This window comes from Leptothrix mechoopdaensis (SeqCode), from assembly GCF_053893855.1.
Genome location: NZ_CM132699.1, coordinates 4,929,470 through 4,952,287 on the forward strand (window position 1 = coordinate 4,929,470; position 22,818 = coordinate 4,952,287).

23 protein-coding genes are annotated in these 22,818 nt (G+C 71.0%); 9 read left to right on the forward strand and 14 right to left on the reverse strand.

The annotated features are described in order from the left end of the window. Positions 1-36: 36 nt before the first annotated feature. Positions 37-984, forward strand: coding sequence for a DMT family transporter (locus tag ACWA7K_RS21575; protein WP_456164179.1), 948 nt, complete (start codon positions 37-39; stop codon positions 982-984). A gap of 25 nt (positions 985-1,009) precedes the next feature. Here ACWA7K_RS21575 and ACWA7K_RS21580 read toward each other — a convergent pair whose 3' ends face one another. Next, positions 1,010-1,714 (reverse strand): RNA pyrophosphohydrolase, encoded by a 705-nt coding sequence (locus ACWA7K_RS21580; RefSeq protein ID WP_456164181.1) that lies wholly within the window; start codon positions 1,712-1,714, stop codon positions 1,010-1,012. Between the two features lie 109 nt (positions 1,715-1,823). Here ACWA7K_RS21580 and ACWA7K_RS21585 point away from each other — a divergent pair, with 109 nt between their 5' ends. Beyond that, complete coding sequence (locus tag ACWA7K_RS21585; protein WP_456164183.1) at positions 1,824-3,569, forward strand: proline--tRNA ligase; 1,746 nt, start codon at positions 1,824-1,826, stop codon at positions 3,567-3,569. A gap of 22 nt (positions 3,570-3,591) precedes the next feature. Next, complete coding sequence (locus ACWA7K_RS21590; protein ID WP_456164185.1) at positions 3,592-4,278, forward strand: lytic transglycosylase domain-containing protein; 687 nt, start codon at positions 3,592-3,594, stop codon at positions 4,276-4,278. 10 nt (positions 4,279-4,288) lie between these two features. Here ACWA7K_RS21590 and ACWA7K_RS21595 read toward each other — a convergent pair whose 3' ends face one another. From ACWA7K_RS21595 to ACWA7K_RS21605, 3 genes are read right to left on the reverse strand one after another with little or no spacing between them, the layout of a single operon-like run. Further along, on the reverse strand, positions 4,289-5,806 hold the full coding sequence (locus ACWA7K_RS21595; RefSeq protein WP_456164187.1) for a tripartite tricarboxylate transporter permease: 1,518 nt from the start codon (positions 5,804-5,806) through the stop codon (positions 4,289-4,291). 34 nt (positions 5,807-5,840) lie between these two features. After that, entirely contained in the window at positions 5,841-6,341 is a 501-nt protein-coding gene (locus ACWA7K_RS21600; protein WP_456164189.1) for a tripartite tricarboxylate transporter TctB family protein, read from the reverse strand. Next, on the reverse strand, positions 6,338-7,309 hold the full coding sequence (locus tag ACWA7K_RS21605) for a Bug family tripartite tricarboxylate transporter substrate binding protein (RefSeq protein WP_456164191.1): 972 nt from the start codon (positions 7,307-7,309) through the stop codon (positions 6,338-6,340). Before ACWA7K_RS21605 ends, ACWA7K_RS21600 begins: the two co-directional genes overlap by 4 nt. A 114-nt stretch (positions 7,310-7,423) precedes the next feature. On the opposite strand from ACWA7K_RS21605, the gene ACWA7K_RS21610 reads away from it, so the two are divergent. Together ACWA7K_RS21610 and ACWA7K_RS21615 are read left to right on the forward strand one after the other, a co-directional pair. Next, positions 7,424-8,107: a response regulator transcription factor gene (locus tag ACWA7K_RS21610; protein WP_456164193.1), complete on the forward strand. Its 684-nt coding sequence runs from the start codon at positions 7,424-7,426 to the stop codon at positions 8,105-8,107. A 59-nt stretch (positions 8,108-8,166) separates the two neighbouring features. After that, positions 8,167-9,555, forward strand: coding sequence for a sensor histidine kinase (locus ACWA7K_RS21615; protein ID WP_456168905.1), 1,389 nt, complete (start codon positions 8,167-8,169; stop codon positions 9,553-9,555). A 15-nt stretch (positions 9,556-9,570) separates the two neighbouring features. On the opposite strand, the gene ACWA7K_RS21620 is transcribed toward ACWA7K_RS21615, so the two are convergent. The 6 genes from ACWA7K_RS21620 to hemA form a co-directional block, all read right to left on the reverse strand. Then, positions 9,571-10,149: a UbiX family flavin prenyltransferase gene (locus ACWA7K_RS21620; RefSeq protein ID WP_456164195.1), complete on the reverse strand. Its 579-nt coding sequence runs from the start codon at positions 10,147-10,149 to the stop codon at positions 9,571-9,573. 5 nt (positions 10,150-10,154) lie between these two features. Continuing rightward, entirely contained in the window at positions 10,155-10,466 is a 312-nt protein-coding gene (gene grxD / locus ACWA7K_RS21625) for a Grx4 family monothiol glutaredoxin (protein WP_456164197.1), read from the reverse strand. A 97-nt stretch (positions 10,467-10,563) separates the two neighbouring features. Continuing rightward, entirely contained in the window at positions 10,564-11,187 is a 624-nt protein-coding gene (locus tag ACWA7K_RS21630; RefSeq protein ID WP_456164199.1) for a hypothetical protein, read from the reverse strand. Positions 11,188-11,343: 156 nt separating this feature from the next. After that, complete coding sequence (prmC, locus tag ACWA7K_RS21635; RefSeq protein WP_456210267.1) at positions 11,344-12,180, reverse strand: peptide chain release factor N(5)-glutamine methyltransferase; 837 nt, start codon at positions 12,178-12,180, stop codon at positions 11,344-11,346. A gap of 20 nt (positions 12,181-12,200) precedes the next feature. Further along, a complete protein-coding gene (gene prfA, locus ACWA7K_RS21640) occupies positions 12,201-13,295 on the reverse strand; it encodes a peptide chain release factor 1 (protein WP_456164203.1) in 1,095 nt (364 codons plus the stop codon). A 79-nt stretch (positions 13,296-13,374) separates the two neighbouring features. Then, positions 13,375-14,700 carry a glutamyl-tRNA reductase gene (gene hemA, locus ACWA7K_RS21645; RefSeq protein ID WP_456164205.1) on the reverse strand — a complete coding sequence of 442 codons (1,326 nt, stop codon included), beginning with the start codon at positions 14,698-14,700 and terminating at the stop codon, positions 13,375-13,377. 108 nt (positions 14,701-14,808) lie between these two features. On the opposite strand from hemA, the gene ACWA7K_RS21650 reads away from it, so the two are divergent. Beyond that, positions 14,809-15,096: a hypothetical protein gene (locus tag ACWA7K_RS21650; RefSeq protein WP_456164207.1), complete on the forward strand. Its 288-nt coding sequence runs from the start codon at positions 14,809-14,811 to the stop codon at positions 15,094-15,096. Positions 15,097-15,100: 4 nt separating this feature from the next. On the opposite strand, the gene ACWA7K_RS21655 is transcribed toward ACWA7K_RS21650, so the two are convergent. Then, the gene (locus ACWA7K_RS21655) at positions 15,101-16,054 is read right to left on the reverse strand and encodes an MBL fold metallo-hydrolase (protein WP_456164209.1); all 954 of its coding nucleotides are present in this window, start codon (positions 16,052-16,054) and stop codon (positions 15,101-15,103) included. 89 nt (positions 16,055-16,143) lie between these two features. Here ACWA7K_RS21655 and traF point away from each other — a divergent pair, with 89 nt between their 5' ends. Then, positions 16,144-17,502: a conjugal transfer protein TraF gene (traF, locus tag ACWA7K_RS21660; RefSeq protein WP_456164211.1), complete on the forward strand. Its 1,359-nt coding sequence runs from the start codon at positions 16,144-16,146 to the stop codon at positions 17,500-17,502. After that, positions 17,502-18,344, forward strand: coding sequence for a hypothetical protein (locus ACWA7K_RS21665; protein WP_456164213.1), 843 nt, complete (start codon positions 17,502-17,504; stop codon positions 18,342-18,344). Before traF ends, ACWA7K_RS21665 begins: the two co-directional genes overlap by 1 nt. A gap of 36 nt (positions 18,345-18,380) precedes the next feature. Here ACWA7K_RS21665 and miaB read toward each other — a convergent pair whose 3' ends face one another. Then, the gene (gene miaB / locus ACWA7K_RS21670) at positions 18,381-19,766 is read right to left on the reverse strand and encodes a tRNA (N6-isopentenyl adenosine(37)-C2)-methylthiotransferase MiaB (RefSeq protein WP_456164215.1); all 1,386 of its coding nucleotides are present in this window, start codon (positions 19,764-19,766) and stop codon (positions 18,381-18,383) included. Positions 19,767-20,086: 320 nt separating this feature from the next. Here miaB and ACWA7K_RS21675 point away from each other — a divergent pair, with 320 nt between their 5' ends. After that, entirely contained in the window at positions 20,087-20,317 is a 231-nt protein-coding gene (locus ACWA7K_RS21675) for a hypothetical protein (RefSeq protein WP_456164217.1), read from the forward strand. Here ACWA7K_RS21675 and ACWA7K_RS21680 read toward each other — a convergent pair. Together ACWA7K_RS21680 and ACWA7K_RS21685 are read right to left on the reverse strand one after the other, a co-directional pair. Further along, a complete protein-coding gene (locus ACWA7K_RS21680) occupies positions 20,290-21,276 on the reverse strand; it encodes an ATP-binding protein (RefSeq protein ID WP_456164219.1) in 987 nt (328 codons plus the stop codon). The two genes, ACWA7K_RS21675 and ACWA7K_RS21680, sit on opposite strands and share 28 nt — an antisense overlap. Positions 21,277-21,350: 74 nt before the next feature. Then, positions 21,351-22,784, reverse strand: a complete 1,434-nt coding sequence (locus tag ACWA7K_RS21685; RefSeq protein WP_456164221.1) for a sensor histidine kinase — start codon at positions 22,782-22,784, stop codon at positions 21,351-21,353. Positions 22,785-22,818 lie beyond the last annotated feature (34 nt).

Sequence of the window (22,818 nt, forward strand, 5' to 3'; positions counted from 1 at the left end):
CCGGCCGACCGGTGCCGGCCCGATACCATCGACCGGATGAGCTCCAACCCGATCGCGGCCGATGCGGCCCAGGCGCCGTCGCCGGCCACGTCACCCGTCCACCACGCCCACCTCGACCTGTTCGCCGTCGTCTGCCTGATCGGCTGCTGCGCGCTGTGGGGCATGAACCAGGTGGCCATCAAGCTGGTGCTGCCCGAGGTGCCGGCGATGCTGCAACTGGCGATCCGCAGCGCCATCGCCTTCGTGCTGGTGCTGCTGTGGATGCGCCATCGCGGCATCCGCTGGTCGCCGCGTGACGGCACGCTGTGGCCCGGACTGGTCTCGGGGCTGCTGTTCGCGGTCGAGTTCGCCTGCATCTTCGTCGGGCTGCAACACACCACGGCGGCGCGCTCGGTGGTGTTCATCAACACCTCGCCCTTCATCGTCGCGATCGTGCTGGCGATGCTGGTGCCCAGCGAGCGGCTGCGGCCGCTGCAGATCGTCGGCCTGGTGCTGGCCTTCGGCTCGATCGCGCTGGCCTTCGGGGATCCCGGCAGCGGTGGCGGTCTGCTGGGTGACCTGCTGGTGCTGGGCGCCGGCCTGATGTGGGGCATGACGACGGTGGTGATCCGCCTGTCGGCGCTGCGCACGGCGCCGTCGGAGCTGACGCTGGCCTACCAGCTCGGCATGGCCACGCTGGTGTCGGTCGGCGCGGCGCTGTGGACCGGCCAGGTCGGCGCGCTCGGCCACGTCGGCCAATGGAGCGTGATGGCCTGGGGCTCGCTGTTCTACCAGGCGGTCATCGTGACCTTCGCCAGCTACCTGCTGTGGTTCTGGCTGCTGACCCGCTACCCGACGACCAAGGTGCAGGCCTTCGTGTTCCTGTCGCCGGTCTTCGGCACGCTGTTCGCGGGCCTCGTGCTCGGCGAGCCGGTGACGCTGCTGCTGCTGGTCGGTCTGGCCGGCGTCGGCGTCGGCCTGAGCCTGCTGAACCGGCGCACCTGACCGCCACCGGCCGGGCGGGCGCGGTTCAGCGCTCGCCGGTCGCCGCCGGGTCGTCCAGGCCACGCGGCAGCAGCGCGTCGACCGGGTGGCAGTCCTCGTGCAGCGGCGCATCGGCGCGGAAGTGTTCCGGCACGGGGCCCTGTGCCCGCAGCGCGTCGACCGGGCGATCGTGTTCGCCCTGGCCCTCGCCGGCCGGATGGCCGTCGTCGCGCCGATGGCTGCGCATGCCGCTGCGCAGGTAGCGGTTCTGGTGGTTCGGGCGCGGCACGTAGCGCGCCAGTTCGGTCAGCGCCATCTGGTAGACGTTGCGCTTGAACTCGATGACCACTTCCAGCGGCACCCAGTAGTCGTGCCAGCGCCAGGCGTCGAACTCCGGGTGATCGGTGGCGCGCAGGTTCATGTCGCTGTCGCGCCCGAGCAGCTGCAGCAGGAACCAGATCTGCTTCTGGCCCTTGTAGTGCCCGCGCGCGTCGCGCCGGATGTAGTGGTCGGGCACCTCGTAGCGCAACCAGTCCCGCGTGCGCGCAATGATGCGCACGTGTTCCGGGTGCAAGCCCACCTCTTCGTGGAGCTCGCGAAACATCGCCTGCTCGGGCGATTCACCATGTTTGATGCCGCCCTGCGGGAATTGCCAGGAATGGGTCCGGATGCGTTTGCCCCAGAACACCTGGCTCCGCTGGTTGAGCAGGATGATGCCGACGTTGGGCCGGAACCCTTCACGGTCGAGCATAATCAGACCCCAATTTTCAAGTTGGTTTGATTATTGCACCGGCCTTCACGGCGCAACCCCGGAAAATACCCACTCGGGGCGGTGCATCTCCTCCAGGTGACCCCCCCGAATGAAAGCTACCCAGTTCTTCATCTCCACGCTGAAGGAAGCGCCCGCCGATGCCGAGGTCAAGAGCCATCAGCTGATGATGCGCGCCGGCATGATCAAGCGGCTCGGCGCCGGCATCTACAACTACATGCCGATGGGCCTGCGGGTGATCCGCAAGGTCGAGGCCATCATCCGTGACGAGATGAACCGCGCCGGCGCCGTCGAGCTGCTGATGCCGGTCGTGCAGCCCGCCGAGCTGTGGCAGGAGACCGGCCGCTTCGACAAGATGGGCCCCGAGCTGCTGCGGGTGAAGGATCGCCATGACCGCGACTTCATCATCCAGCCGACCAGCGAGGAAGTCGTCACCGACATCGCCCGCCAGGAACTGCGCAGCTACAAGCAGCTGCCGAAAAATTTCTATCACATCCAGACCAAGTTCCGCGACGAACGCCGCCCGCGTTTCGGCGTGATGCGCGGGCGCGAATTCACGATGAAGGACGCGTATTCCTTCGACCGTGACCCGGCCGGCGCGGCGAAGTCGTATGACGCGATGTTCGCCGCCTACAAGCGCATCTTCGACCGCTTCGGGCTGGCCTACCGCGCCGTCGCGGCCGACACCGGCGCGATCGGTGGCGACCTGAGCCACGAGTTCCAGGTCATCGCCGACACCGGCGAGGACGCCATCGTCTACTGCCCGACCAGCGAATACGCCGCCAACATCGAGCTGGCCGAGGCCGTCGCGCCCGCCGGCGGTCGTGCCGCGCCCGCGCAGGCGCTGGTGAAGACGCCCACGCCGGGCAAGGCGACCTGTGCCGACGTGGCCGCGCTGCTGGGCCTGCCGCTGACGCAGACCGTCAAGTCGCTGGTCATGGCGACCGACGAGCTCGATGACAAGGGCGACATCGTCAAGGCGACCGTCTGGCTGCTGCTGGTGCGCGGCGACCACGAGCTCAACGAGGTCAAGGCCGGCAAGGTCGAGGGCCTGAAGGGCGGCTTCCGCTTCGCGACGCTGGCCGAGATCGATGAGCACTTCGGCTGCAAGCCCGGCTACCTGGGCCCGATCGGCCTGAAGAAGCCGGTCAAGGTCATCGCCGACCGCACCGTCGCGGCCATGGCCGACTTCGTCTGCGGCGCCAACGACGCCGACTTCCACTACACCGGCGCCAACTGGGGCCGCGACCTGCCCGAGCCCGATCTGGTGGCCGACATCCGCAACGTCGTCGAGGGCGATCCGTCGCCGGACGGCCAGGGCGTGCTGGCGATCCAGCGCGGCATCGAGGTCGGCCACGTGTTCTACCTGGGCACCAAGTACAGCCAGGCGATGAACGCGACCTACCTGGACGAGACCGGCAAGCCGCGCCTGATGGAGATGGGCTGCTACGGCATCGGCGTGACCCGCATCCTGGGGGCCGCGATCGAGCAGAACCACGATGCGCGCGGGATCATCTGGCCGGACTCGATCGCGCCGTTCACCGTGGTGATCTGCCCGATCGGCTACGACCGCTCGGCCGAGGTCAAGGCCGCCGCCGACGCGCTGCACGACGAGCTGCGCGACGCCGGCATCGACGTGCTGCTGGACGACCGCGGCGAGCGCCCGGGCGCGATGTTCGCGGACTGGGAGCTGATCGGGGTGCCGCACCGCGTCGTCATCTCCGACCGTGGCCTGAAGGACGGCAAGGTCGAGGCGCAAGGCCGCCGCGACGAGGCCGCCACCGCCGTGCCGGCCGCCGAGATCGCCGCCTGGGTGAAGGGCCGCGTCAAGGTCTGAGGACCACGACGCGAGCGCCGCGATGCCGGACTGGAAGCGGCTCGCCCTGACCGGTGCGGTGCTGGCCGCGCTGGCCGCCCCGATGACAGCGGCGCAGGCCGGCCAGCAGGCCGAGGAACCGCTGGCCGATGCCGTGCGGGGTGCCTTGGCCGCAGCCGTGGCCGATGGCGCGCCGCCCCGCCTGGAATTCGCACACATCGAGCAGCGCCTGGCCTACCTGCGCTGGCTCGGCCAGGCCAGCGAGCGGCTCAAGCGCCGCAAGCCCGATTTCGACGTGCGCCGGGAATTCCTGGAGGCGCTCTGGTACGAGAGCCGCCGCGCCGGGCTGGATCCGGCGCTGGTGCTGGGCCTCGTCGAGGTCGAGAGCGGCTTCCGCAAGTACGCGATCTCGGGCGCCGGGGCTCGTGGCTACATGCAGGTGATGCCGTTCTGGGCCCGCCTGATCGGCGACGGTGACGCCGGCCGGCTGTTCCACCTGCAGGCCAACCTGAGATTCGGCTGCGTGATCCTGCGCCACTACCTCGACCGTGAGCAGGGCAACCTGTTCATGGCGCTGGGCCGCTACAACGGCAGCCGGGGCAAGGCGGCCTATCCGGACGCCGTGCTGGCCGCGCGCCGCCGCTGGCTGGAGCCGGAGGCGGACCTGCGCATCGCCACCGGCGTCGCGCCGATCCCGGCGGCGACGTCGGCAACACCCTCGACACGCTAGCCCGCGCGGCTCAGTGGATCGTCGCCGGCCCGGTGGTCACGCCACGGGCGCGGCGGATGGCGTGGATCACGCGCGGCAGCACCAGCACCGCGACGATCACCAGCAGCAGCACCAGCGAGACCGGGCGGTCGATGAAGACGCGCCAGTGGCCTTCGCCGATCGACATCGCGTTGCGCAGCTGGGCTTCGGCCAGCGGGCCGAGGATCATGCCGACGACCACCGGGGCGGTCGGGAAGTCGTAGCGCCGCATCACCAGGCCGAGCAGGCCGATGCCGTAGAGCAGCACCAGGTCGAAGGCCGACTGGCGCATGCCGTAGACGCCCACCGTCGCGAAGATCAGGATGCCGGCGTAGAGCTGCGGCTTGGGCACGTCCAGCAGCTTGACCCACAGCTTGACCAGCGGCAGGTTGAGCACCAGCAGCATCACGTTGCCGATGTAGAGCGACGCGATCAGCGCCCAGACCAGCGCGCCGTTGGTGTCGAACAGCTGCGGACCGGGGTTGATGCCGTAGTTCTGGAACGCGCCGAGCAGGATCGCGGTCGTGTTGGACGTCGGGATGCCCAGCGTCAGCAGCGGGATCAGCGTGGCGGTGATGGCCGCGTTGTTGGCCGCCTCCGGACCGGCCACGCCCTCGATCGCGCCGGTCGTGCCGAACTCCTCCGGATGCTTCGAGAGCTTCTTCTCGGTCGCGTAGGACAGGAAGGTCGGGATCTCGCTGCCGCCGGCCGGGATGGTGCCGAACGGGAAGCCGATCGCGGTGGCGCGCAGCCACGCCGGCCACGAGCGCCGCCATTCCTCGCGCGTCATGTGGACCTGGCTCATCTTGTTGCGCGTCTCGGGCGTGTGGTTGTCGTAGAGCACGACGAACAGCGCCTCGGCGACCGCGAACAGGCCGACGGCGACCAGCACCACTTCCAGGCCGTCCATCAGCTCGGGCACGCCCAGCGTGTAGCGGACCTGGCCGGAGATCTGGTCGATGCCCACCAGCCCCATCGCCAGGCCGATGCCCAGCGCCGTCAGGCCGCGCAGCTTGCTGCGGCCGAGCACCGCGCTGACGGTGATGAAGGCCAGCAGCATCAGCATGAAGTACTCGGGCGGGCCGAGCTTGATGGCGTGTTCGGCCACCAGCGGCGCGAACAGCGTCACCAGCACCGTGGCGATCGTGCCGGCGACGAACGAGCCGATGGCAGACGTGGCCAGCGCCGCGCCGGCACGGCCGTTCTTGGCCATCTTGTTGCCCTCCATCGCCGTCACCATCGAGCCGGCCTCGCCGGGGGTGTTGAGCAGGATGGAAGTGGTCGAGCCGCCGTACATCGCGCCGTAGTAGATGCCGGCGAAGAAGATCATCGAGGCGGTCGCGTCGACCTTCAGCGTGATCGGCAGCAGCATCGCCACGACCGTGGCCGGGCCCAGGCCGGGCAGCACGCCGATGGCGGTGCCCAGCGTGCAGCCGAGCAAGGCCCACAGCAGGTTGATGGGCGTGCCGGCCGTCATGAAGCCGGCCAGCAGTTGGTTCCAGATGTCCATGGGAAGTCCCCCGTCGGGGCTCGTCAGGGGGAGTTCAGAGCCAGCCGCCCAGGCCGAGGCCCGGGAGCTGGATGGCCAGCAGCTTGCCGAACAGCCAGTAGACCGGCGCGGCGATCGCGATGCCGGTCAGGCCGTCGCGCAGCCAGCTGCGCAGGCCGTCGAGCCGGTCGCCGCGAGCGACCTGGAAGCCGCGCGCGGCCAGCAGGAAACACAGCGCGCAGGCCAGCACGAAGCCGATGCGGGTGATCAGCGCGGCATTCAGCAGGATGCCGGCGGAGACCCACGCGAAGCCGATCCAGTGGCCGCGTTCGTCGCCCTCGGGGCCGTCGAACTCGCGGAAGCCGCCGACCCGCGCATGGACGACCAGCAGCAGCCCGCAGACCAGCAGCAACCCGCTGACCACCAGCGGCAGGAAGTTGGGCCCGACCCCGCCGTAGCCCGCCTCCGATGGCATGCCGAGCGCGCCAGCCCCGTAGGCCAGCGCGATCACCACCACACCGGCGCCGACGCCGGTCTGTGCAACCTTCTCCTTCACGACACCATCCCCGCCTTGTGCATGATGTCGTGCAGGCTGGTGAACTCGCTGTCGACGAACTTGGCGAAGTCGGCACCCGGCAGGAAGGCCGGCGTCCACTTGTTCAGCGCCATCGCCTCGGCCCACGGCTTGCTCTTGGCCAGCTGCGTGACCAGATCGATCAGCGCCTTCTGCTGCTCGGCGCTGATGCCCGGGGCGGCGTAGACGCCGCGCCAGTTGCCGATCTCGACGTTGATGCCCTGCTCCTTGAGCGTCGGGATCGCGACGCCCGACAGGCGCTCGCCCGAGGTCACCGCGATCGCGCGCATCTTGCCGCTGGCGATGTACTCGTCGAACTCGCTGTAGCCGCTGCCGCCGACGGTGACGTTGCCACCGAGGATCGCGGCGACCGCCTCACCGCCGCCCCGGAAGGCGACGTAGTTGATCTTGGCGGCATCGACGCCGACCTCGCGGGCGATCATGGCCGCGGCGATGTGCTCGGTCGAACCGCGCGAGCCGCCGCCCCACTTGACGCTGCCCGGGTCCTTCTTCATCTGCTCGATCACGTCCTTCATGGTCTTGAAGGGCGAGTTGCCCGGCAGCACGAAGACGTTGTATTCGCTGGTCAGGCGGGCAATCGGCGTGGCCTGCTTCAGGTCGACCGGCGGCTTGCCGGTGATCAGGCCGCCGAGCATGACCGCACCCATCACCATCAGCGCGTTCGGGTCGCCCTTGCTGGCGTTGACGAACTGCGCCAGGCCGATCGCACCGGCGGCGCCGCCCTTGTTCTCGTACTGCACGGCGCTGGCCAGGCCGGTGTCCTGCAGGGCCTTGCCGAGCGCGCGGCCGGTGGCGTCCCAGCCGCCGCCCGGGTTGGCGGGGATCATCAGCTTGAGGTTCGCGGCCGCCTGGGCGGTCAGCGGCAGGCCGCCGCTGACGGCCAGCGTGGCCAGCGCGCCCAGGGACTTCAGGAAGGTGTCTCGACGCATGGTGCGGGTCTCCGTTGTCGGGTGGCAGGAAGGACAGAATCGATGCTCCGCATGGTGCCGCCGCTGGCTGTCGATCGGCTGTCCGTCACCTCGGGGAAAACACCGTCTGGGACCATGAAACTGCTGCTCATCGAGGACAACCCGGCCATGCAGGTGACGCTGCAGCGCGCCTTCGAACGCGCCGGCGCGCAGGTGGTCGCCTGTGGTGACGGGGCCCGTGCGCTGGACCGCTGGCGCGCCAGCGTGCCCGACGTCGTGCTGCTCGACCTCAGCCTGCCCGGCATGGACGGGCTGGAGGTGCTCAGCCGCGCCCGCGCCGAGGGGCTGGACACGCCCGTGCTGATCCTGACCGCGCGCAGCGCCGTGGGCGACCGCGTGCTGGGCCTCAACACCGGCGCGGACGACTACCTTGCCAAGCCCTTCGACCTCGACGAGCTCGACGCCCGGGTGCGTGCGCTGGCACGTCGCCGGGCGCCGTCGCGGCATGTCCAGCCGGCCTACTGCGGCCTGCAGGTCGATGCCGAGAGCGGCGCCGTCTACGCCCACGGCCAGGCGCTGGAACTGGCCCCGCGCGAGGCCGCGCTGCTGCGCGCGCTGCTGGCGCGGCCGGGCCAGGCGGTCGCCAAGGACCGGCTGTTCGAGCTGGTCTTCGCTGGCGAGGCCGATGTCCAGCCCGACGCGATCGAGGTCGTCGCCTACCGGCTGCGCAAGCGCCTGTCGGCCACCGGCGCCAAGCTGGTGACCTTGCGCGGGCTGGGCTACCTGCTGGCGCCGCAGGACGGCGGGGCCGAGCCGTGAGCGCCGTGCCGGTCGGGCAGGTGACCGGTCGACTGGCCCATCGCCTGACCCACCTGTCGATGCGCAGCCGCCTGCTGGCGGGCGTGCTGGTGCCGGTCGTGCTGCTGCTGACGCTCAACAGCTGGAGCCTCTACCGCGAGGCGCTGCGCTCGGCCGACCTGGCCTACGACCGCACGCTGCTGGCGTCGGCCAAGACGATCGGCGAGCTGCTCGACATCGGCCCGGGGCTGACGCCCGAGTCGCCGCCCCGGCTGCTGGCGACCGTGCCCTATGCGGCCCTTGAAGCCTTCGAGGCCGACAACCGCAGCCGCATGTACTTCAAGGTGACCGGCTTCGCGGGCGAGATGGTGTCGGGCTTCGACGACCTGCCGGCCTGGCACGGCCAGATCCCGATGCGCGGGCCCTATGCCGCGCTGGTCGACTTCTACGACGACACCTTCCGCGGCGAGCCGGTGCGCGTGGCCGTGCTGCTGCAGCCGGTGGCCGGGCAGGCCGGCCAGGGCATGGCGACGATCCAGGTGGCCGAGACGCTGGAGCTGCGCCGCACGCTGGCGCGCGAGATGCTGTGGGCGACGCTGTGGCGCCAGCTGCTGCTGCTGGCCGTCATCAGCGCGGTGGTGTCCTGGGTGGTTCAGCGCGCGACGCTGCCGGTGCGCGCGCTGAGCGCGACGATCGAGGCGCGGCCGGCCGATGACCTCAGCGCCCTGCCGGTCGGCGAGGCGCCACGCGAGCTGCAGCCGCTGATCGCCGCGACCAACGACGTCATGGCGCGGCTGGCCAGCCTGCTGGCGCGCCAGAAGCGTTTCATCCGCGATGCCTCGCACCAGCTGCGCACGCCGCTGGCGGTGCTCAAGGCGCAGGTCCAGTCGGCCCGGCGCGGCGATGTGCCGCCCGACCAGGCACTCGGCGAGATCGGCGCCACCGTCGACGGCGCGACCCGGCTGGCCAACCAGCTGCTGGCGCTGGCCAAGCTGGAACAGGCCCGGCACGACCAGCCGCCCGAGGCGCTTGACCTGGCCGTGCTGGTGCGCGATGTCGCGCTCGACCTGGCACCGCTGATCGCCGAGAAGGCGCTGGAATTCGAGCTGCTGGCCGAGCGGCCGGTGCCGGTCCACACCCAGGCTTGGATGGTGCGCGAGCTGGTGCGCAACCTGCTGCACAACGCCTGGCGGGCGACGCCGCGTGGCGGCTGGCTGCAGATCGAGGTCGGCGCCGAACCGCAGCCGGGCGTGTGCATCCGCGACAGCGGACCGGGCCTGACGCCGGCCCAGCGGGCGCGGCTGTTCGAGCCCTTCCACAGCGGCAGCCAGGGCGGCAGCGGCCTGGGCCTGCACATCTGCCGCGAGATCGCCCAGCAGCTGGGCGCGACACTGGCGCTGGACGACCGGCTCGATGCCGACGGGCGGGTGATCGGGCTGGCCGCCAGCGTCAGCCTGCCGGCGGGTTGACGGCCGCGAGCCCGGTCAGAGGCCTTGCCAGGCCTTCGGCCGGGCGGCGTCCAGGCCGCACAGCTGCAGCACCCGCTCGACCGTCTCGTCGACCAGCTCGTCGATGCTGGTGGGCCGGTGATAGAAGGCCGGCAGCGGCGGGAAGACCACCGCGCCCATCTCGGTCACGGCGACCATGTTGCGCAGGTGGGCCAGGTTCAGCGGCGTCTCGCGCACCATCATCACCAGCCGGCGACGTTCCTTCAGCGTGACGTCGGCGGCGCGTGTCAGCAGGTTGTCGCCGAAGCCGTGGGCCACGGCGGCCAGCGTCTTCATCGAACACGGCGCGATCACCATCGCGTCGGTCGCGTAGCTGCCGCTGGCGATGCAGGCGCCGACCTCGCCGGGGCCGTGCGACTGGTCGGCCAGCGCCTCCAGACCGGAGCGGTCCAGCCCCAGCTCGTGGTGGGCGCTCAGGATGCCGGCCGGCGTGGCCACCAGGTGGGTCACGACGCCGCGTTCACGGGCGCGCTGCAGCAGCCGCACGCCGTAGATCGCGCCCGAGGCGCCGGTCAGGCCGACGATCAGCCGCGGCGACGCGGCAGGGGCGGTCAAGCGGGTCAGCCCTTGACCAGCGCCTGCAGCTCGCCGGCCTGGTACATCTCCATCATGATGTCCGAGCCGCCGACGAACTCGCCCTTGACGTAGAGCTGCGGGATGGTCGGCCAGTTGGCGTATTCCTTGATGCCCTGGCGGATCTCCTCGTCCTCGAGCACGTTGACGGTGGTCAGGCCGTCGACGCCGCAGGCCTTCAGGATCTGGATCGCGCGGCCCGAGAAGCCGCACATCGGGAACTGCGCGGTGCCCTTCATGAAGAGCACGACAGGGCTGGACTTGACGATCTCGTCGATGCGTTGCTGGACAGGGTTCATGGTCGGTGTTGCGTGTGCGGTGGGCCGGAAAGGCGGGTTTATAAGCCAAAGCGAGCCGCGCGCCGCCGGCTGGGGCCTCTCGTCTGCCCGCAGCCGATCAGAAGGCGTAGGACACGCCCACCTGCAGCATCGGCAGCCAGCGCAGGTCGCCGACGGTGGCGTCCTCGATCGACGCGCCCGAGCGGTTCAGGCGCAGGCCGCCACTGCCGTCGCGCGTGCTCAGCAGGCCGACATCGGCCTTGACGCCCCAGCCTGACCGTTCCTGCCCGAGCGAGTAGCCCAGGCCGAGGTAGGTCGACGTGCCCGGGTCGCGGACCTGGCTCCACAGCGGCATCTCGCGCGCGCCCAGCAGCACCGGGCGCGGGCCCGGCGTGGCCGCCGTCAGGCCGACCCAGCCGCCGGTGGCGCGCAGGCCGTTGCCGGCCAGGCCGCCGTTGCCGGGCGAGGTGCCGAAGTAGTAGTCGCCCAGCAGCTGCCAGCCGGCCCGGAGGCTGCGCGCGGCGCGCCGATCGGCCTCGCCGCCGAGGTCCAGCCGCGCGACCCAGCCCTGGCCGTCCAGGCGCAGGCTGCCGGGCTGCGAGCTCAGGCGCAGCGGGGTGGAACGGTCGATCGCGTCGTCGGCCTGCGCGGCCAGCGGGCTGGCCAGGGCGGCGAGCAGCGCCGCCAGGACAGGCAGCGCGGTGGCGGGAGAGCGGACCTGGGCGTCGAACTGCTGCCTCACGGGGAACTCCTGGCACGGCAGGCGGGCTTGCCTGCGATGGATCGATGCTACGCCTGGGTTTCCCCGAGCGGTGTTGCGTCTGGGGCAACTCGGGTCACCCCCCTGAAATCGGGGGGTGCAGACCTGAACGGCGTCACCACCCTGGCTTGATCGATGTCACGGCAGGCGGTCGGTCGGCGGCCGGCGAGCCCCGGTGCAGCGGCGGTGCCCGCCCAGGTCGAGCCGGTGGGAAATGTCCCGCCAGCCCGCCGCCGCGAACTGCGCGGCCACCGCGTCGGCCTGGTCATGGCCGTGTTCGAGCAGCAGCCATCCGCCGTCGACCAGATGGGCCGGAGCGCCGCCGATCAGCTGGCGCAGGTCGGCCAGTCCATCCTCGCCGGCCACCAGCGCGTCGAGGGGTTCGTGGCGCAGGGCCGGCAGGTGCGGATCGTCGGCGCGGATGTAGGGCGGGTTGCTGACGATCAGGTCGTGCCGTTCACCGGCCAGCGGCTCGAACCACGAGCCGTGGCGCCAGTCGACCGCCAGGCCGAGCCGTTCGCCGTTGCCGCGTGCCACCGCCAGCGCGGCCGCGCTGCGGTCGACCGCGACGACCCGGGCGGCCGGCTGGCGGTGCCGGATGGCCAGCGCGATGGCGCCGCTGCCGGTGCCGAGGTCGACCACCGTCGGCGCCGGCCGGTCGGCCAGCAGGTCAAGGGCCCAGTCGACCAGCGTCTCGGTGTCCGGACGCGGGTCCAGCACGGCCGGCGTGACCTGCAGTTCCAGGCCGTGGAAACCGTGCCAGCCGGTCAGGTAGGCGACCGGCTCGCCGGCGGCGCGGCGCGCGCACCAGTCGATCCAGCGTGCGGCCTGGGCAGCGTCCAGCGCGTGGTCGTCGTGGGTCAGCAGCCAGGTGCGGTCCCGTCCCAGCAGCGCGGCCAGCAGCATGTCGCGGTCGATGCGGTCGAGCCCGGCGGCGCGGGCGTGTGCGAGGGCCGCCGCGACGGTCTTGGGCAACGGGGCCGGCGTGACCGCATTCACCCGCGCGCCTCCAGCTCGGCCAGCTGTTCGGCCGCCAGCGCGGCTTGCAGGCCGGCGGTCAGCTCGCCCAGGTCGCCGTCCATCACCGCGCCGAGCTTGTAGAGCGTCAGGTTGATGCGGTGGTCGGTCACCCGGCCCTGCGGGAAGTTGTAGGTCCGGATGCGGTCGCTGCGGTCGCCGCTGCCGACCAGGCTGCGGCGCGTGGCGGCCTCGCGTTCGGCCCGGGCGCTGCGCTCGCGTTCGCGGATGCGCGCGACCAGCACCTGCATCGCGCGGGCCTTGTTGCGGTGCTGCGAGCGGTCGTCCTGGCACTCGGCCACGATGCCGGTCGGCAGGTGGGTGATGCGCACCGCCGAGTCGGTCTTGTTGATGTGCTGGCCACCGGCGCCGCTGGCGCGGTAGGTGTCGATGCGCAGCTCGGCCGGGTTGATCGCGACCTCGGCGGCCTCGTCCGGCTCGGCCAGCACGGCCACCGTGCAGGCGCTGGTGTGGATGCGGCCCTGCGACTCGGTCGCCGGCACGCGCTGCACGCGATGGCCGCCGGACTCGTGCTTGAGCGCCTCGTGCACCGCCTCGCCCTCGATGCGCACGACCACTTCCTTGTAGCCGCCCAGGTCGGACTCGCTGGCCGACAGGATCTCGCTGCGCCAGCCCTGCCGCTCGGCGTGGCGCAGGTACATGCGCAGCAGGTCGCCGGCGAACAGCGCCGACTCGTCGCCGCCGGTGCCGGCGCGGATCTCCAGGAAGACGTTGCGGTCGTCGTCCTCGTCGCGCGGCAGCAGGGCGGCCTGCAGCGCCTGTTCGAGCGCGGTGATGCCGGCCTCGGCGTCGCTGATCTCGGCGCGCGCCAGCTCGGCCATGTCGGCGTCGATCGCGGCGTCATCGAGCATCGCGCGGGCCTCGGCGATCGTGCGTTCGTGGCCCAGGTAGGCGTCCCAGCGCTCGACCAGCGCCGACACCCGGGCGTGTTCGCGGTTCAGGCCGCGCAGCGTGGCGATCTGCTGGCCGACGGCCGGATCGGCCAGCGCGGCGTCGATCTCGGCCAGGCGCAGGCGTTGCCGGTCGAGCTGCTGGCGCAGGAATGGGGACATGGCGGGGGCGGGCAGGGCCCGGGGGCGGAAGGGCGACGGAGGGCGAGTGGCGTGCGGAACAGCGGCAGGCGCCGCGTCGCTAGGACTCGTCGCCGTGGTCGTCGCCGTGGTGGTCGTTGCGGCCGGGGCGGCGCGTCTCGCCGCGCAGGAACAGGCGCGAGACCACCTCGGCGGTCATCGCCCGCTGGTTCGGGTCGGCGTTGTGCAGCTCGGCCAGCGTGCCGTGCAGCATCTTCTGCGTCAGGCCGCGCGACAGCGCCTCCAGCACCTCGTCGACATCGGTTCCCTTGGCCAGCAGCTTGCGGGCACGAGCGATCTCGGCGGCGCGCCAGGCATCGGCCTGGGCGTTGAGCGACTGGATCAGCGGCACCGTCGCGCGCTGGGCCAGCCAGTGCACGAAGTTCTGCACGCCCGCGTCGATGATGGCCTCGGCCTGGGCCACGGCCGCCTGCCGCTTCTCGCCGGCGGTCTGGACCAGCGCCGACAGGTCGTCGACGGTGTAGAGGTAGATGTCGTCGAGCTGGGCGATCTCGGGCTCGATGTCGCGCGGCACGGCCAGGTCGACCATGAACATCGGCCGGCGCTTGCGCGCCTTCAGGGCCCGTTCGACGGCGCCCAGGCCGATCAGCGGCAAGGTGCTGGCGGTGCAGGAGACGACCGCGTCGAACTCGTGCAGGCGGGCCGGCAGGTCGGCCAGGCGCATCGCCTCGGCGCCGAAGTGGCTGGCCAGCTTCTCGCCGCGTTCGAGCGTGCGGTTGGCGATGGCGATGTGCTTGGGCGCCTTGGCCGCGAAGTGCGTTGCCGCCAGCTCGATCATCTCGCCCGCGCCGACGAACAGGATGCGGATCTTGTGCAGGTCCTCGAACAGCTGGCCGGCCAGGCGCACTGCGGCGGCGGCCATGCTGATCGAGTGCGAGCCGATCTCGGTCGAGGTGCGGACCTCCTTGGCGACCGAGAACGAGCGCTGGAACATCTGGTGCAGCGTCGTGCCCAGCGTGCCGGCGGCATCGGCCTCGCGCACCGCCTGCTTCATCTGGCCGAGGATCTGCGGTTCGCCCAGCACCATCGAGTCGAGCCCGGAGGCGACCCGGAAGACGTGCCGCGCGGCCTCGTGCCGTTCCATCACGTGGGTGTGGCGGCGCAGGTCGTCGGCGCTGACACCGCCGTGCGTGGCCAGCCATTCCAGCACCGGCACGACCAGGTGCTGCGCCTTGCCCGGGTCGGCGGCGACGTACAGCTCGGTGCGGTTGCAGGTCGACAGCAGCGCGACCTCGGGCTCGGCCCGCTGCAAGCCACCGCGCAGGCCCTGCAGGGCCGGGCCGAGCTGCTCCAGCGTGAACGCGAACCGGCCGCGCAGGTCGACCGGCGCGGTGTGATGGTTCAGGCTGAGGGCGAAGACGCTCATGGCGCGATTGTAAGATTTCAACCCAAGCCGAAGTCTTGATCCAGGCTCATGTTTCAACTGGCGACCGATGCCTGCACACGCTTGCAACCGGCGCCTTCCAGGCTACCCATGGGCTTCCTCGACGCGCTCGATCACCTGCTGAACTTCATGCTGCCGGCGCTGGCCGTGGCCGCGCTGACCGCCGCTCTGGCCAAGCTGCTGTGGCGCGACGCGCTGGCCGGCGTGGCCTGGCAGCGGCTGGTGCTGCATGCCGCCAGCGGCGGCTTGCTGGCGCTGATCGGCGGACTGGTGATCCAGGGCCGCGACGGCCGCATGTCGACCTGGCTGGCGCTGGTCGTCGCCAACGCGGTCGGCCTGTGGTGGGCCGGCTTCGGTCCGGGGCGGCGGCGGGCCTGATCGTTCAGGCGTCGTGCACCGTCTCGCCGTCGCGCCGCAGCGCGCCGCTGGCGAGCAGGTCGGCCAGCAGGCCGTCGAACCAGTCGTCGACCGATCCGCCGACCCCGGCCGCGCGCTGCGTCGCGGCGGTCAGCGGGGTCTCGCGGCCCCAGCGCCGCAGCGCGTCCAGCGGCATCGAGCCCAGCTCCATCAGGTGGTACTTCAGCAGCACCTTGCCGGCATGACGGGCATGGCGTGACGGGTCGGCGCGGTGGCTGGCCAGCCGGGTGCGGGCGCGCTGCAGCGCACCGGCGACGTCGTCGAACGGTGCGCCGTGGCCGGGCACCACGACCTGCACCGGCAGGCCGGCGATCAGGTCCAGCACGACCTCGACCTCGGCGAAGCCGGACTCGCCGTCCAGCTCGGGGAAGACCACGCCGAAGCCGTTCTCCCACAGCGCGTCGGCCGACAGCAGCACGCCGTGCACGGGCTCGAACAGCACGACCGAATGGGTGTCGTGGCCGGGCGCCGCCAGCACCTGCCAGTCCAGCCCGCCAACCCGCAGCGCCTCGCCGGGCTGCAGCACCGCGTCGACGGTGAAACGTTCGCAAAGCTGGCCGGTCGCGCGGTAGGTCAGGCGTGCCTCGTCCCAGTCGCGGGCGGCCTGCGCATGGCCGGGCGGCACCCAGATGGCAGCACCCAGCGCCTGGCGCAACCGGGCGTTGCCGCCGCAGTGGTCGGAATGCAGGTGGGTGTTGACGATCCGATCGATCGTCGCGCCGGGCCCGACCTCCGCGGCCAGCGCATGCCGAACCAGCGCCTCGGTCTGCGCGGCATGGACGGTGTGGCCGCTGTCGACCAGCACCGACGGTTCGCCCGGCAGGCCGTGCAGCAAGGTGTTGTTCGACGACAGCCAGCCCCGTTCGAGCACGGTCAGGTGGGCGGGCAGGCGGTGTCGGATCGTCGCGTCAGGGGGCATCGGGCAAGCGGGTCTCTACAAGTTCTGGTGATTGTCGGTGCGGGGGGCGCCGCCTACTTTCGACCTCCTTCCCGCCTATGGAGACCGACTTGACCTCATCCCGCCAGCCCGCCCTTCGCCTGTCTGCCCTTCGCCTGTCCACCGTCACGCTGGCCCTGTGCGCCACGATGCCGGCGCTGGCCAACCAGTCGCTCTTCACGCCGGGTTATGGCCTGACCGTGGGCCCGGTCCAGAACCGCAACAACCTCAACTCGGCCGGCTACAACCCGGCCAACGCGATCCGGCTGGTCGATGCCGACGAGGCCATCCGCTTCGGCGTCGCGCAGATCGGCGCGCAGTACGAACTCGGCGCGATCGACGACCTGCAGAAGCAGCTCGACGCGATGGACGCCGCCGTCCAGGCCGCCCGCAGCCAGCCGCTGACCGCCGCGCAGCAGGTCAGCAAGGTCAACGGCCTGCTGCCCGCGCTGGAACGCGGCGCCCGCGTCAACCTGGCCGTCGGCGGCAGCCTGCTGACGCCGCTGCTGATCCGCAGCGAGCGGCTCGATGGCGTCTTCGCCGTGATGGCCGACATGCAGATGCAGGTCGCCGGGCAGTTCCTGGGCCGCTCGGCCGAACTCGTCACCGATGGCCTGGGCCGGCCGACCGGCCTGAAGACCCGCTCGGGCTTCGACGTCAAGGCGGCACGCCTGAACCACATCAGCCTGGGCTACGGCACCGACCTGACGCGCCGGCTCGACATCGACGTCAACCGCGGCCTGCTCGACGCCGGCCTGCGCCTGAACGTCTACCGGGCGACGCTGTACCGCCAGGTCGTCGGCTTCACCGATGCGCAGGGCAACGGCAACAGCGGCGGCAGCCAGTACTCGCAGGACTCGGTCGACCGGCGCAGTGCCTCGGCGGTCGGCGTCGACCTCGGCGTGGCCTGGTCGACCAGCAACTACCAGGTCGGCGCGACCCTCTACAACCTGGGCCAGCCGACCTTCCACTACCCGGATCCGGCGCTCGACAGCTCGCTGGCCAACCAGTACGCCGCCTCGGGCCTGAGCGCCGACCAGCGCAATGCCAGCGTCGCGCTCAAGACCCACGTGGTGATCGAGGGCTCGCTGCACAGCGACAACAAGCGCTGGCTCGGCCAGACCAGCCTGGCGCTCAACGAGGCGCCCAACGTGGTCGGCGAGCCGCAGCGGCTGGCGACGTTCTCGGTCAGCTACAACGCCGAGCGCTTCGAGGGCAGCTGGGGCACGCTGCTGAACTACATCGTCCCGAGCGTGCGCCTGGGGCTGCGCAAGAACCTGGCCGGCGAGAAGCTCGCCAGCACCGGCCTCGGCTTCAGCTGGGGCGTCATCAACCTTGACCTGCAGGCCAGCCAGCAGAAGATCAACGCCGATGGCAGCAGCGTGCCGCGCAGCGCCGGTGCATCCCTGTCGGTGGCCGAGAAGTTCTGATGGCCGCCGACCTGCCCGCCAACCTGCCGGTACGCGCCACGACGCCCGAGTCCGGCTATTCCTACTTCGTCGGCGTGGCCCGCCAGCGCCTGAGCTACGAGGAATTCGTGACCGCCCGGCCGGTGCGCAGCAAGGCGGTCGTGAACAACCCGCTGCTGGTCAGCGGCGCGCTGTATGCGCTGACGCCGGACCTGCTGTTCGCACTCGACAACGAGACCAGCTTCGCGCCGTCCAGCGGCCAGGAACGCTGGACCGCGCCGGTCGGCACGTCCTTCCCGAACGGCAGCCTGCCGGCGATCGTCACGACCGTGCCGACAGTCCAGACCAACGGCGTGCGCATCAGCGACAGCACCACCCGCCTGCTGGGCGAGTTCCGCCTGCAGGGGCCGTGGTTCGTGCATGCCGGGCCGGCCTTCCACAGCCAGTCCTTCCGCCGCTTCTCGTTTGTGGCCGGGGCCGACCAGGCGGTCGATGTCGCCACCGGCCAGACCATCGAGGAGACCGCCGCCGAGCTGCTCTGGCACCTGGGCATGGGCTACGAGACCGAGCGGGTCCGTGCGACGCCGCTGCACCTGGGCTTGCGTCTCGGCATGGCGGTGCCGGTGTGGCGCAAGGTCGAGAACACGGCCCACCCGGGCGTCGTGTTCGGCCGCACCCGGGGCGGCTACGACCTGGGCATCGAGGGCCGCGCCAGCGTCGCCGTCGTCGACCATGTCCACCTCGGCGTCTGGGGCCGCCTGCAGACCTCGCGCCGGCCGATCGACCGCCAGGGCAACCTGGAGCTGCCGCGCACCCGCCAGGGCAACGGCTCGTTCGGCGTCGAGTTCCTCTGGAAGCTCTGAGCCCGGCCGGCCCAGACCCGTCCGGCCCAGCCCCGTTCAGCCCTGCGTGACGACCTCGCCGCGCAGCGAGTGCGGGTAGGCCCGGGTGATGGTCACGTCGATCATCTGGCCGACCAGCCGGTCGCGCTGAGGGCCAGCGTCGAAGTTGACGATGCGGTTGCACTCGGTGCGGCCCATCAGCTCGTGCGGGTCCTTGCGGCTCGGGCCTTCGACCAGGATGCGCTGCACCGTGCCGACGCGGCTGTCGCTGATGCGGCGCACGTTGTCCTCGATGCGCGCCTGCAGCTCCTGCAGCCGCGCCAGCTTGACCTCCTGCGGCGTGTCGTCGTGCAGCGCGGCGGCGGGCGTGCCCGGGCGCGGGCTGAAGACGAAGCTGAAGCTGGCGTCGAAGCCGATCTCGTCGATCAGCTTCATCGTGCGGGCGTGGTCGTCGTCGGTCTCGCCAGGGAAGCCGACGATGAAGTCGGTCGACAGGCTGATGCCGGGCCGGATCGCACGCAGCTTGCGGATCGTGCTCTTGTATTCGAGCGTGGTGTACCCGCGCTTCATCGCCATCAGGATGCGGTCCGAGCCATGCTGCACCGGCAGGTGCAAATGGTTGACCAGCTGCGGCACGCGGGCGTAGACGTCGACCAGCCGCTGCGTGAACTCGTTCGGATGGCTGGTCGTGTAGCGGATGCGCTCGATGCCGGGGATCTCGGCCACGTACTCGATCAGCGTGGCGAAGTCGGCGATCTCGGCCGTGCCGCCCATCGGGCCCCGGTAGGCGTTGACGTTCTGGCCCAGCAGCGTCACCTCGCGCACGCCCTGGTCGGCCAGGCCGGCGACCTCGGTCAGCACCTCCTCGAACGGCCGGCTGAATTCCTCGCCGCGGGTGTAGGGCACGACGCAGTACGAGCAGTACTTGCTGCAGCCTTCCATGATCGAGACGAAGGCCGACGAGCCCTCGACCCGCGCCGGCGGCAGGTGGTCGAACTTCTCGATCTCCGGGAAGCTGATGTCGACCTGCGGCCGGCCCTGCGTGCGGCGCCGTTCCAGCAGCTGCGGCAGGCGGTGCAGCGTCTGCGGGCCGAACACCACGTCGACATAGGGTGCGCGCTCGATGATGGCCGCGCCCTCCTGGCTGGCCACGCAGCCGCCGACGCCGATCATCACGCCGCGCGCCTTCAGGTGCTTGACGCGGCCGAGGTCGCTGAAGACCTTTTCCTGCGCCTTCTCGCGCACCGAGCAGGTGTTGAACAGGATCAGGTCGGCCTGTTCCGGGTCGTCGGTGGGCGTGTAGCCCTGGGCCGCGTTCATGACGTCGGACATCTTGTCCGAGTCGTATTCGTTCATCTGGCAACCAAAGGTCCGGATGTAGACCTTCTTGGTGGCAGGCGTGCCGGCGGCATCGGGCACGCTGGCGGGGAGTTCGGTGGTCATGGGGCGCCTCGGTGTTGGTGTAGAGCCAGCGGCTGCGCGGGGGGGCCGGGACGGGCCCGGGAAGGGCGGCGAGTTTATCGCCCGACCCCGCCGGTCTGTCGGGTGTGATATCCGTCACGACATCGGGCGCAAACGTTTGCGATCAAGGGATGAAACGGACTCAAGCGGACGTCGGAACAACCGAAGAGCGTTCGTCGACTCTCTCTTCGCCCCCTTGAGTCGAAACAACAACAGGACGTCCCATGCCCCCCTCGATGCCTAACCGGAATCCGGCTCCCCCGCCTCACGGGCAGGCTGACTGGGACCATTTCCTGCACCACGTGAAGCACGAGATCACCGATCTGGCCGACGAGCTTCTGCTGGCGCTGTCGAGCAACCCGAGCATCGAGATCGACGACGACCTCGCCAGCCTGATGCGTTCGATGGACGAGCTGCTGCGCCTCTACCAGGCGCGGGGTGAGCCCGAGAAGGCCGAATTCCTGTCGATGCAGGACGCGGCCCTGCAGCCCGACCTGCTGCCGGCTCAGACGGCCGGCTCCAGCGTGAAGTAGAAGGTTGCGCCCGCGCCTGGCGCGCTGCAGGCCCAGATGCGGCCGCCGTGGCGTTCCACCGCTTGACGGGCCACCGACAGCCCCAGGCCGATGCCTGGCAGGCCCTGTGCCGAGGGCAAGCGCCGGAAGGGGTCGAACAGCCCGGCGGCATCGGCCATGTCGAAGCCGATGCCGTTGTCCCGCAGCCGGAACACCGGCGTCCGGGAGGTGCGCACCGCCGACAGCTCGATCCGCGCGGGCGAGCGCATCCGGCTGAACTTCCAGGCGTTGTCCAGCAGACGGTTCAGCAGGTCGTCGACCAGGTCGACATCGGCCTGCACCCCCAGGTCGTCGTCCAGCAAGAGCTCCACCGACCGGCTCGGCTCTTGACGTCGCCATGACTCGACCCGCGCCCGCGCCATCGCGCCGAGGTCGACTGGCTGACGGTTCAGGGGCTTCGGCACCTGTGCCAGCCGCTGTTCGCTGACCGAGCGGGCCAGTCGCCGCAGGTTGCCCTTCAGGTCGTCCAGCGCAGCCGAACAGGCGCTGTTGCGGCTGGCCGCCTCCTGTCGGATGCGGTCGATCGCCGCCTCGCTGCCCTGACGTCGGCCGATCGCGTGGCGCATCGCCCGCACCAGTCGCGAACCGTCGATGTCCTGCTTGGCCAGCCAGGCCTCGGCACCCACCCGCATCGCCTGCATCGCCAGCGCCTCGTCGTCATCGCCGGTCAGCACCACGATGGGCGTGTGCGGGGCGGCACGACCCAGGCTGACGCAGGACGCCAGACCGCGGCTGTCGGGCAGGCCGAGGTCGAGCAGGATCACGTCGGGCGCCTGTCGCGACACGGCCTGCTGCGCCTCGGCCAGGCTGGCGGCGGTGCGCAGGTCGCAGCTCAGCCCGATCTCATTCAGGTATTCGCGGACCAGGCGCGCGTCGAGAGGGTTGTCCTCGACGAGGAGGATGGTGCTCAGGTCGGTCATGCTGTCCTGTGGTCGGTTGTCCGTTGTCGGTGGTCGGTGGTCGGTGGTCGGTGGTCGGTGGTCGGCGCAGTCGCTCAGGCGAGCCGCTGGCCTGGCGCCGTGCCGGGATCGGCCAGCGTCACGTGGAAGGTCGAGCCGAGTCCCGGACGCGAGTCGACCTCGATCGTGCCGCCGTGCCGCGCGACCACGCGCTGGCAGATCGCCAGCCCGATGCCGTGGCCGGCGGTCCGGCGGCTGCGGTCGAGGCGCTGGAACATGTCGAAGATGCGGTCGATGCCGTCCGCCTCGATGCCGATGCCCCGATCGCGGAAGGACAGGCGCCAGCGACCCGGTTCGCGCTGCACGCCGATGTGCAGCTCGGGCGGTCCGCTGCCGGCGAACTTCAGGGCGTTGCCAATCAGGTTGCCGAACAGCTGACCCAGCTGGAGGCGGTCTCCGGACACCGTGGGCAACGGATCGGCGCTGATGCGCGCCCCACGCGTCTCGATCGACTCGTGCAACTGCGCCAGCGTCTCGTCGAGCACCTCGCCCAGGGCGACCGGCTCGGGCAGCCGGCCGTGGCTGTCCAGCCGGGCCAGACTCAGCAGGCCGCGCACCATGCCGATGGTCCGTTCGCCGCCGTCGATCACGACATCGAGGAATTCCAGGCTGTCCGGGTCCAGCCGATCGTGCGCGCGCTTGCGCAGCAGCTGGCCGTACTTGACGACCATGCGCAGCGGCTCCTGCAGGTCGTGCGAGACGACGTAGGCAAAACGCTCGAGATCCTGGTTCGAGCGCGTCAGCCGGGCCGACTGCTCGACCAGCGACTGCGCCATGTCGTCGACCGCCCGCGAGGCCAGCCCGAGCTCGTCGTCCCGGTCCGAACGGACCCGCGCCGCCAGGTCACCCGCCTGGATGGCCCGGGCGACATCGTGCAGCCGCGCCAGCGGCGTGATCACGTGGCGCGAGACGGTCCAGGCCAGCATCCCGACCATCACCAGCATCATCAGCAGGCCCGACGGCACGATGGTCCGCAGCAGATCGCGGTTGTCCTGTGCGGCCTGCGCGAGGTCGCCGGACCACTCGTGGCGCAGTTCGATCAGGTCCTGGGTCTGGGCGCTGAGGTGGTCGACCAGCAGGTCAAGCCGGCGCTGGCCGAACAAGGTGTCGGCATCTGACCGGACCGTTTCGAACAGCGCGAAGGTCTGGGCGACGTCGTCGAGGCGTTCGCGCATCTGTTGCATGGCCGGGTGATCGCGCAACGTTTCGCCGCCAGCGCGGGCGGCCGTGGCGCGGAGTCGATCGAGCCTTGCATGCCATTGCTGGACCGGCCGGTTCTCGCCGTTCAGCGCGTACTCCAGCGTCAGGGCCTGCAGGCTGGCCAGGTCCAGGCCGATCTCGCGTGCATCCAGCAGGGCCGACTGCAGCCGTTCGGCCCGCAGCGACATGACGCCGATCGCGACGCACACCGAAACCGCCACGGCGATGACCGTGGCCAGCGTGATCTGCAGGCGGGTTCTCAGGCGCATCGTCATCGGCGGCCGTTCTTCGTTCCGGTCCGTT

Excerpts from the sequence above, each read along its gene's own strand:
- ACWA7K_RS21575 (WP_456164179.1), top strand. The coding sequence starts at position 37 with ATGAGCTCCAACCCGATCGCGGCCGATGCGGCCCAGGCGCCGTCGCCG.
- ACWA7K_RS21580 (WP_456164181.1), bottom strand. The coding sequence starts at position 1,714 with ATGCTCGACCGTGAAGGGTTCCGGCCCAACGTCGGCATCATCCTGCTC.
- ACWA7K_RS21585 (WP_456164183.1), top strand. The coding sequence starts at position 1,824 with ATGAAAGCTACCCAGTTCTTCATCTCCACGCTGAAGGAAGCGCCCGCC.
- ACWA7K_RS21590 (WP_456164185.1), top strand. The coding sequence starts at position 3,592 with ATGCCGGACTGGAAGCGGCTCGCCCTGACCGGTGCGGTGCTGGCCGCG.
- ACWA7K_RS21595 (WP_456164187.1), bottom strand. The coding sequence starts at position 5,806 with ATGGACATCTGGAACCAACTGCTGGCCGGCTTCATGACGGCCGGCACG.
- ACWA7K_RS21605 (WP_456164191.1), bottom strand. The coding sequence starts at position 7,309 with ATGCGTCGAGACACCTTCCTGAAGTCCCTGGGCGCGCTGGCCACGCTG.
- ACWA7K_RS21610 (WP_456164193.1), top strand. The coding sequence starts at position 7,424 with ATGAAACTGCTGCTCATCGAGGACAACCCGGCCATGCAGGTGACGCTG.
- ACWA7K_RS21615 (WP_456168905.1), top strand. The coding sequence starts at position 8,167 with ATGCGCAGCCGCCTGCTGGCGGGCGTGCTGGTGCCGGTCGTGCTGCTG.
- grxD (WP_456164197.1), bottom strand. The coding sequence starts at position 10,466 with ATGAACCCTGTCCAGCAACGCATCGACGAGATCGTCAAGTCCAGCCCT.
- prfA (WP_456164203.1), bottom strand. The coding sequence starts at position 13,295 with ATGTCCCCATTCCTGCGCCAGCAGCTCGACCGGCAACGCCTGCGCCTG.
- hemA (WP_456164205.1), bottom strand. The coding sequence starts at position 14,700 with ATGAGCGTCTTCGCCCTCAGCCTGAACCATCACACCGCGCCGGTCGAC.
- ACWA7K_RS21650 (WP_456164207.1), top strand. The coding sequence starts at position 14,809 with ATGGGCTTCCTCGACGCGCTCGATCACCTGCTGAACTTCATGCTGCCG.
- ACWA7K_RS21655 (WP_456164209.1), bottom strand. The coding sequence starts at position 16,054 with ATGCCCCCTGACGCGACGATCCGACACCGCCTGCCCGCCCACCTGACC.
- ACWA7K_RS21665 (WP_456164213.1), top strand. The coding sequence starts at position 17,502 with ATGGCCGCCGACCTGCCCGCCAACCTGCCGGTACGCGCCACGACGCCC.
- miaB (WP_456164215.1), bottom strand. The coding sequence starts at position 19,766 with ATGACCACCGAACTCCCCGCCAGCGTGCCCGATGCCGCCGGCACGCCT.
- ACWA7K_RS21680 (WP_456164219.1), bottom strand. The coding sequence starts at position 21,276 with ATGACCGACCTGAGCACCATCCTCCTCGTCGAGGACAACCCTCTCGAC.
- ACWA7K_RS21685 (WP_456164221.1), bottom strand. The coding sequence starts at position 22,784 with ATGCGCCTGAGAACCCGCCTGCAGATCACGCTGGCCACGGTCATCGCC.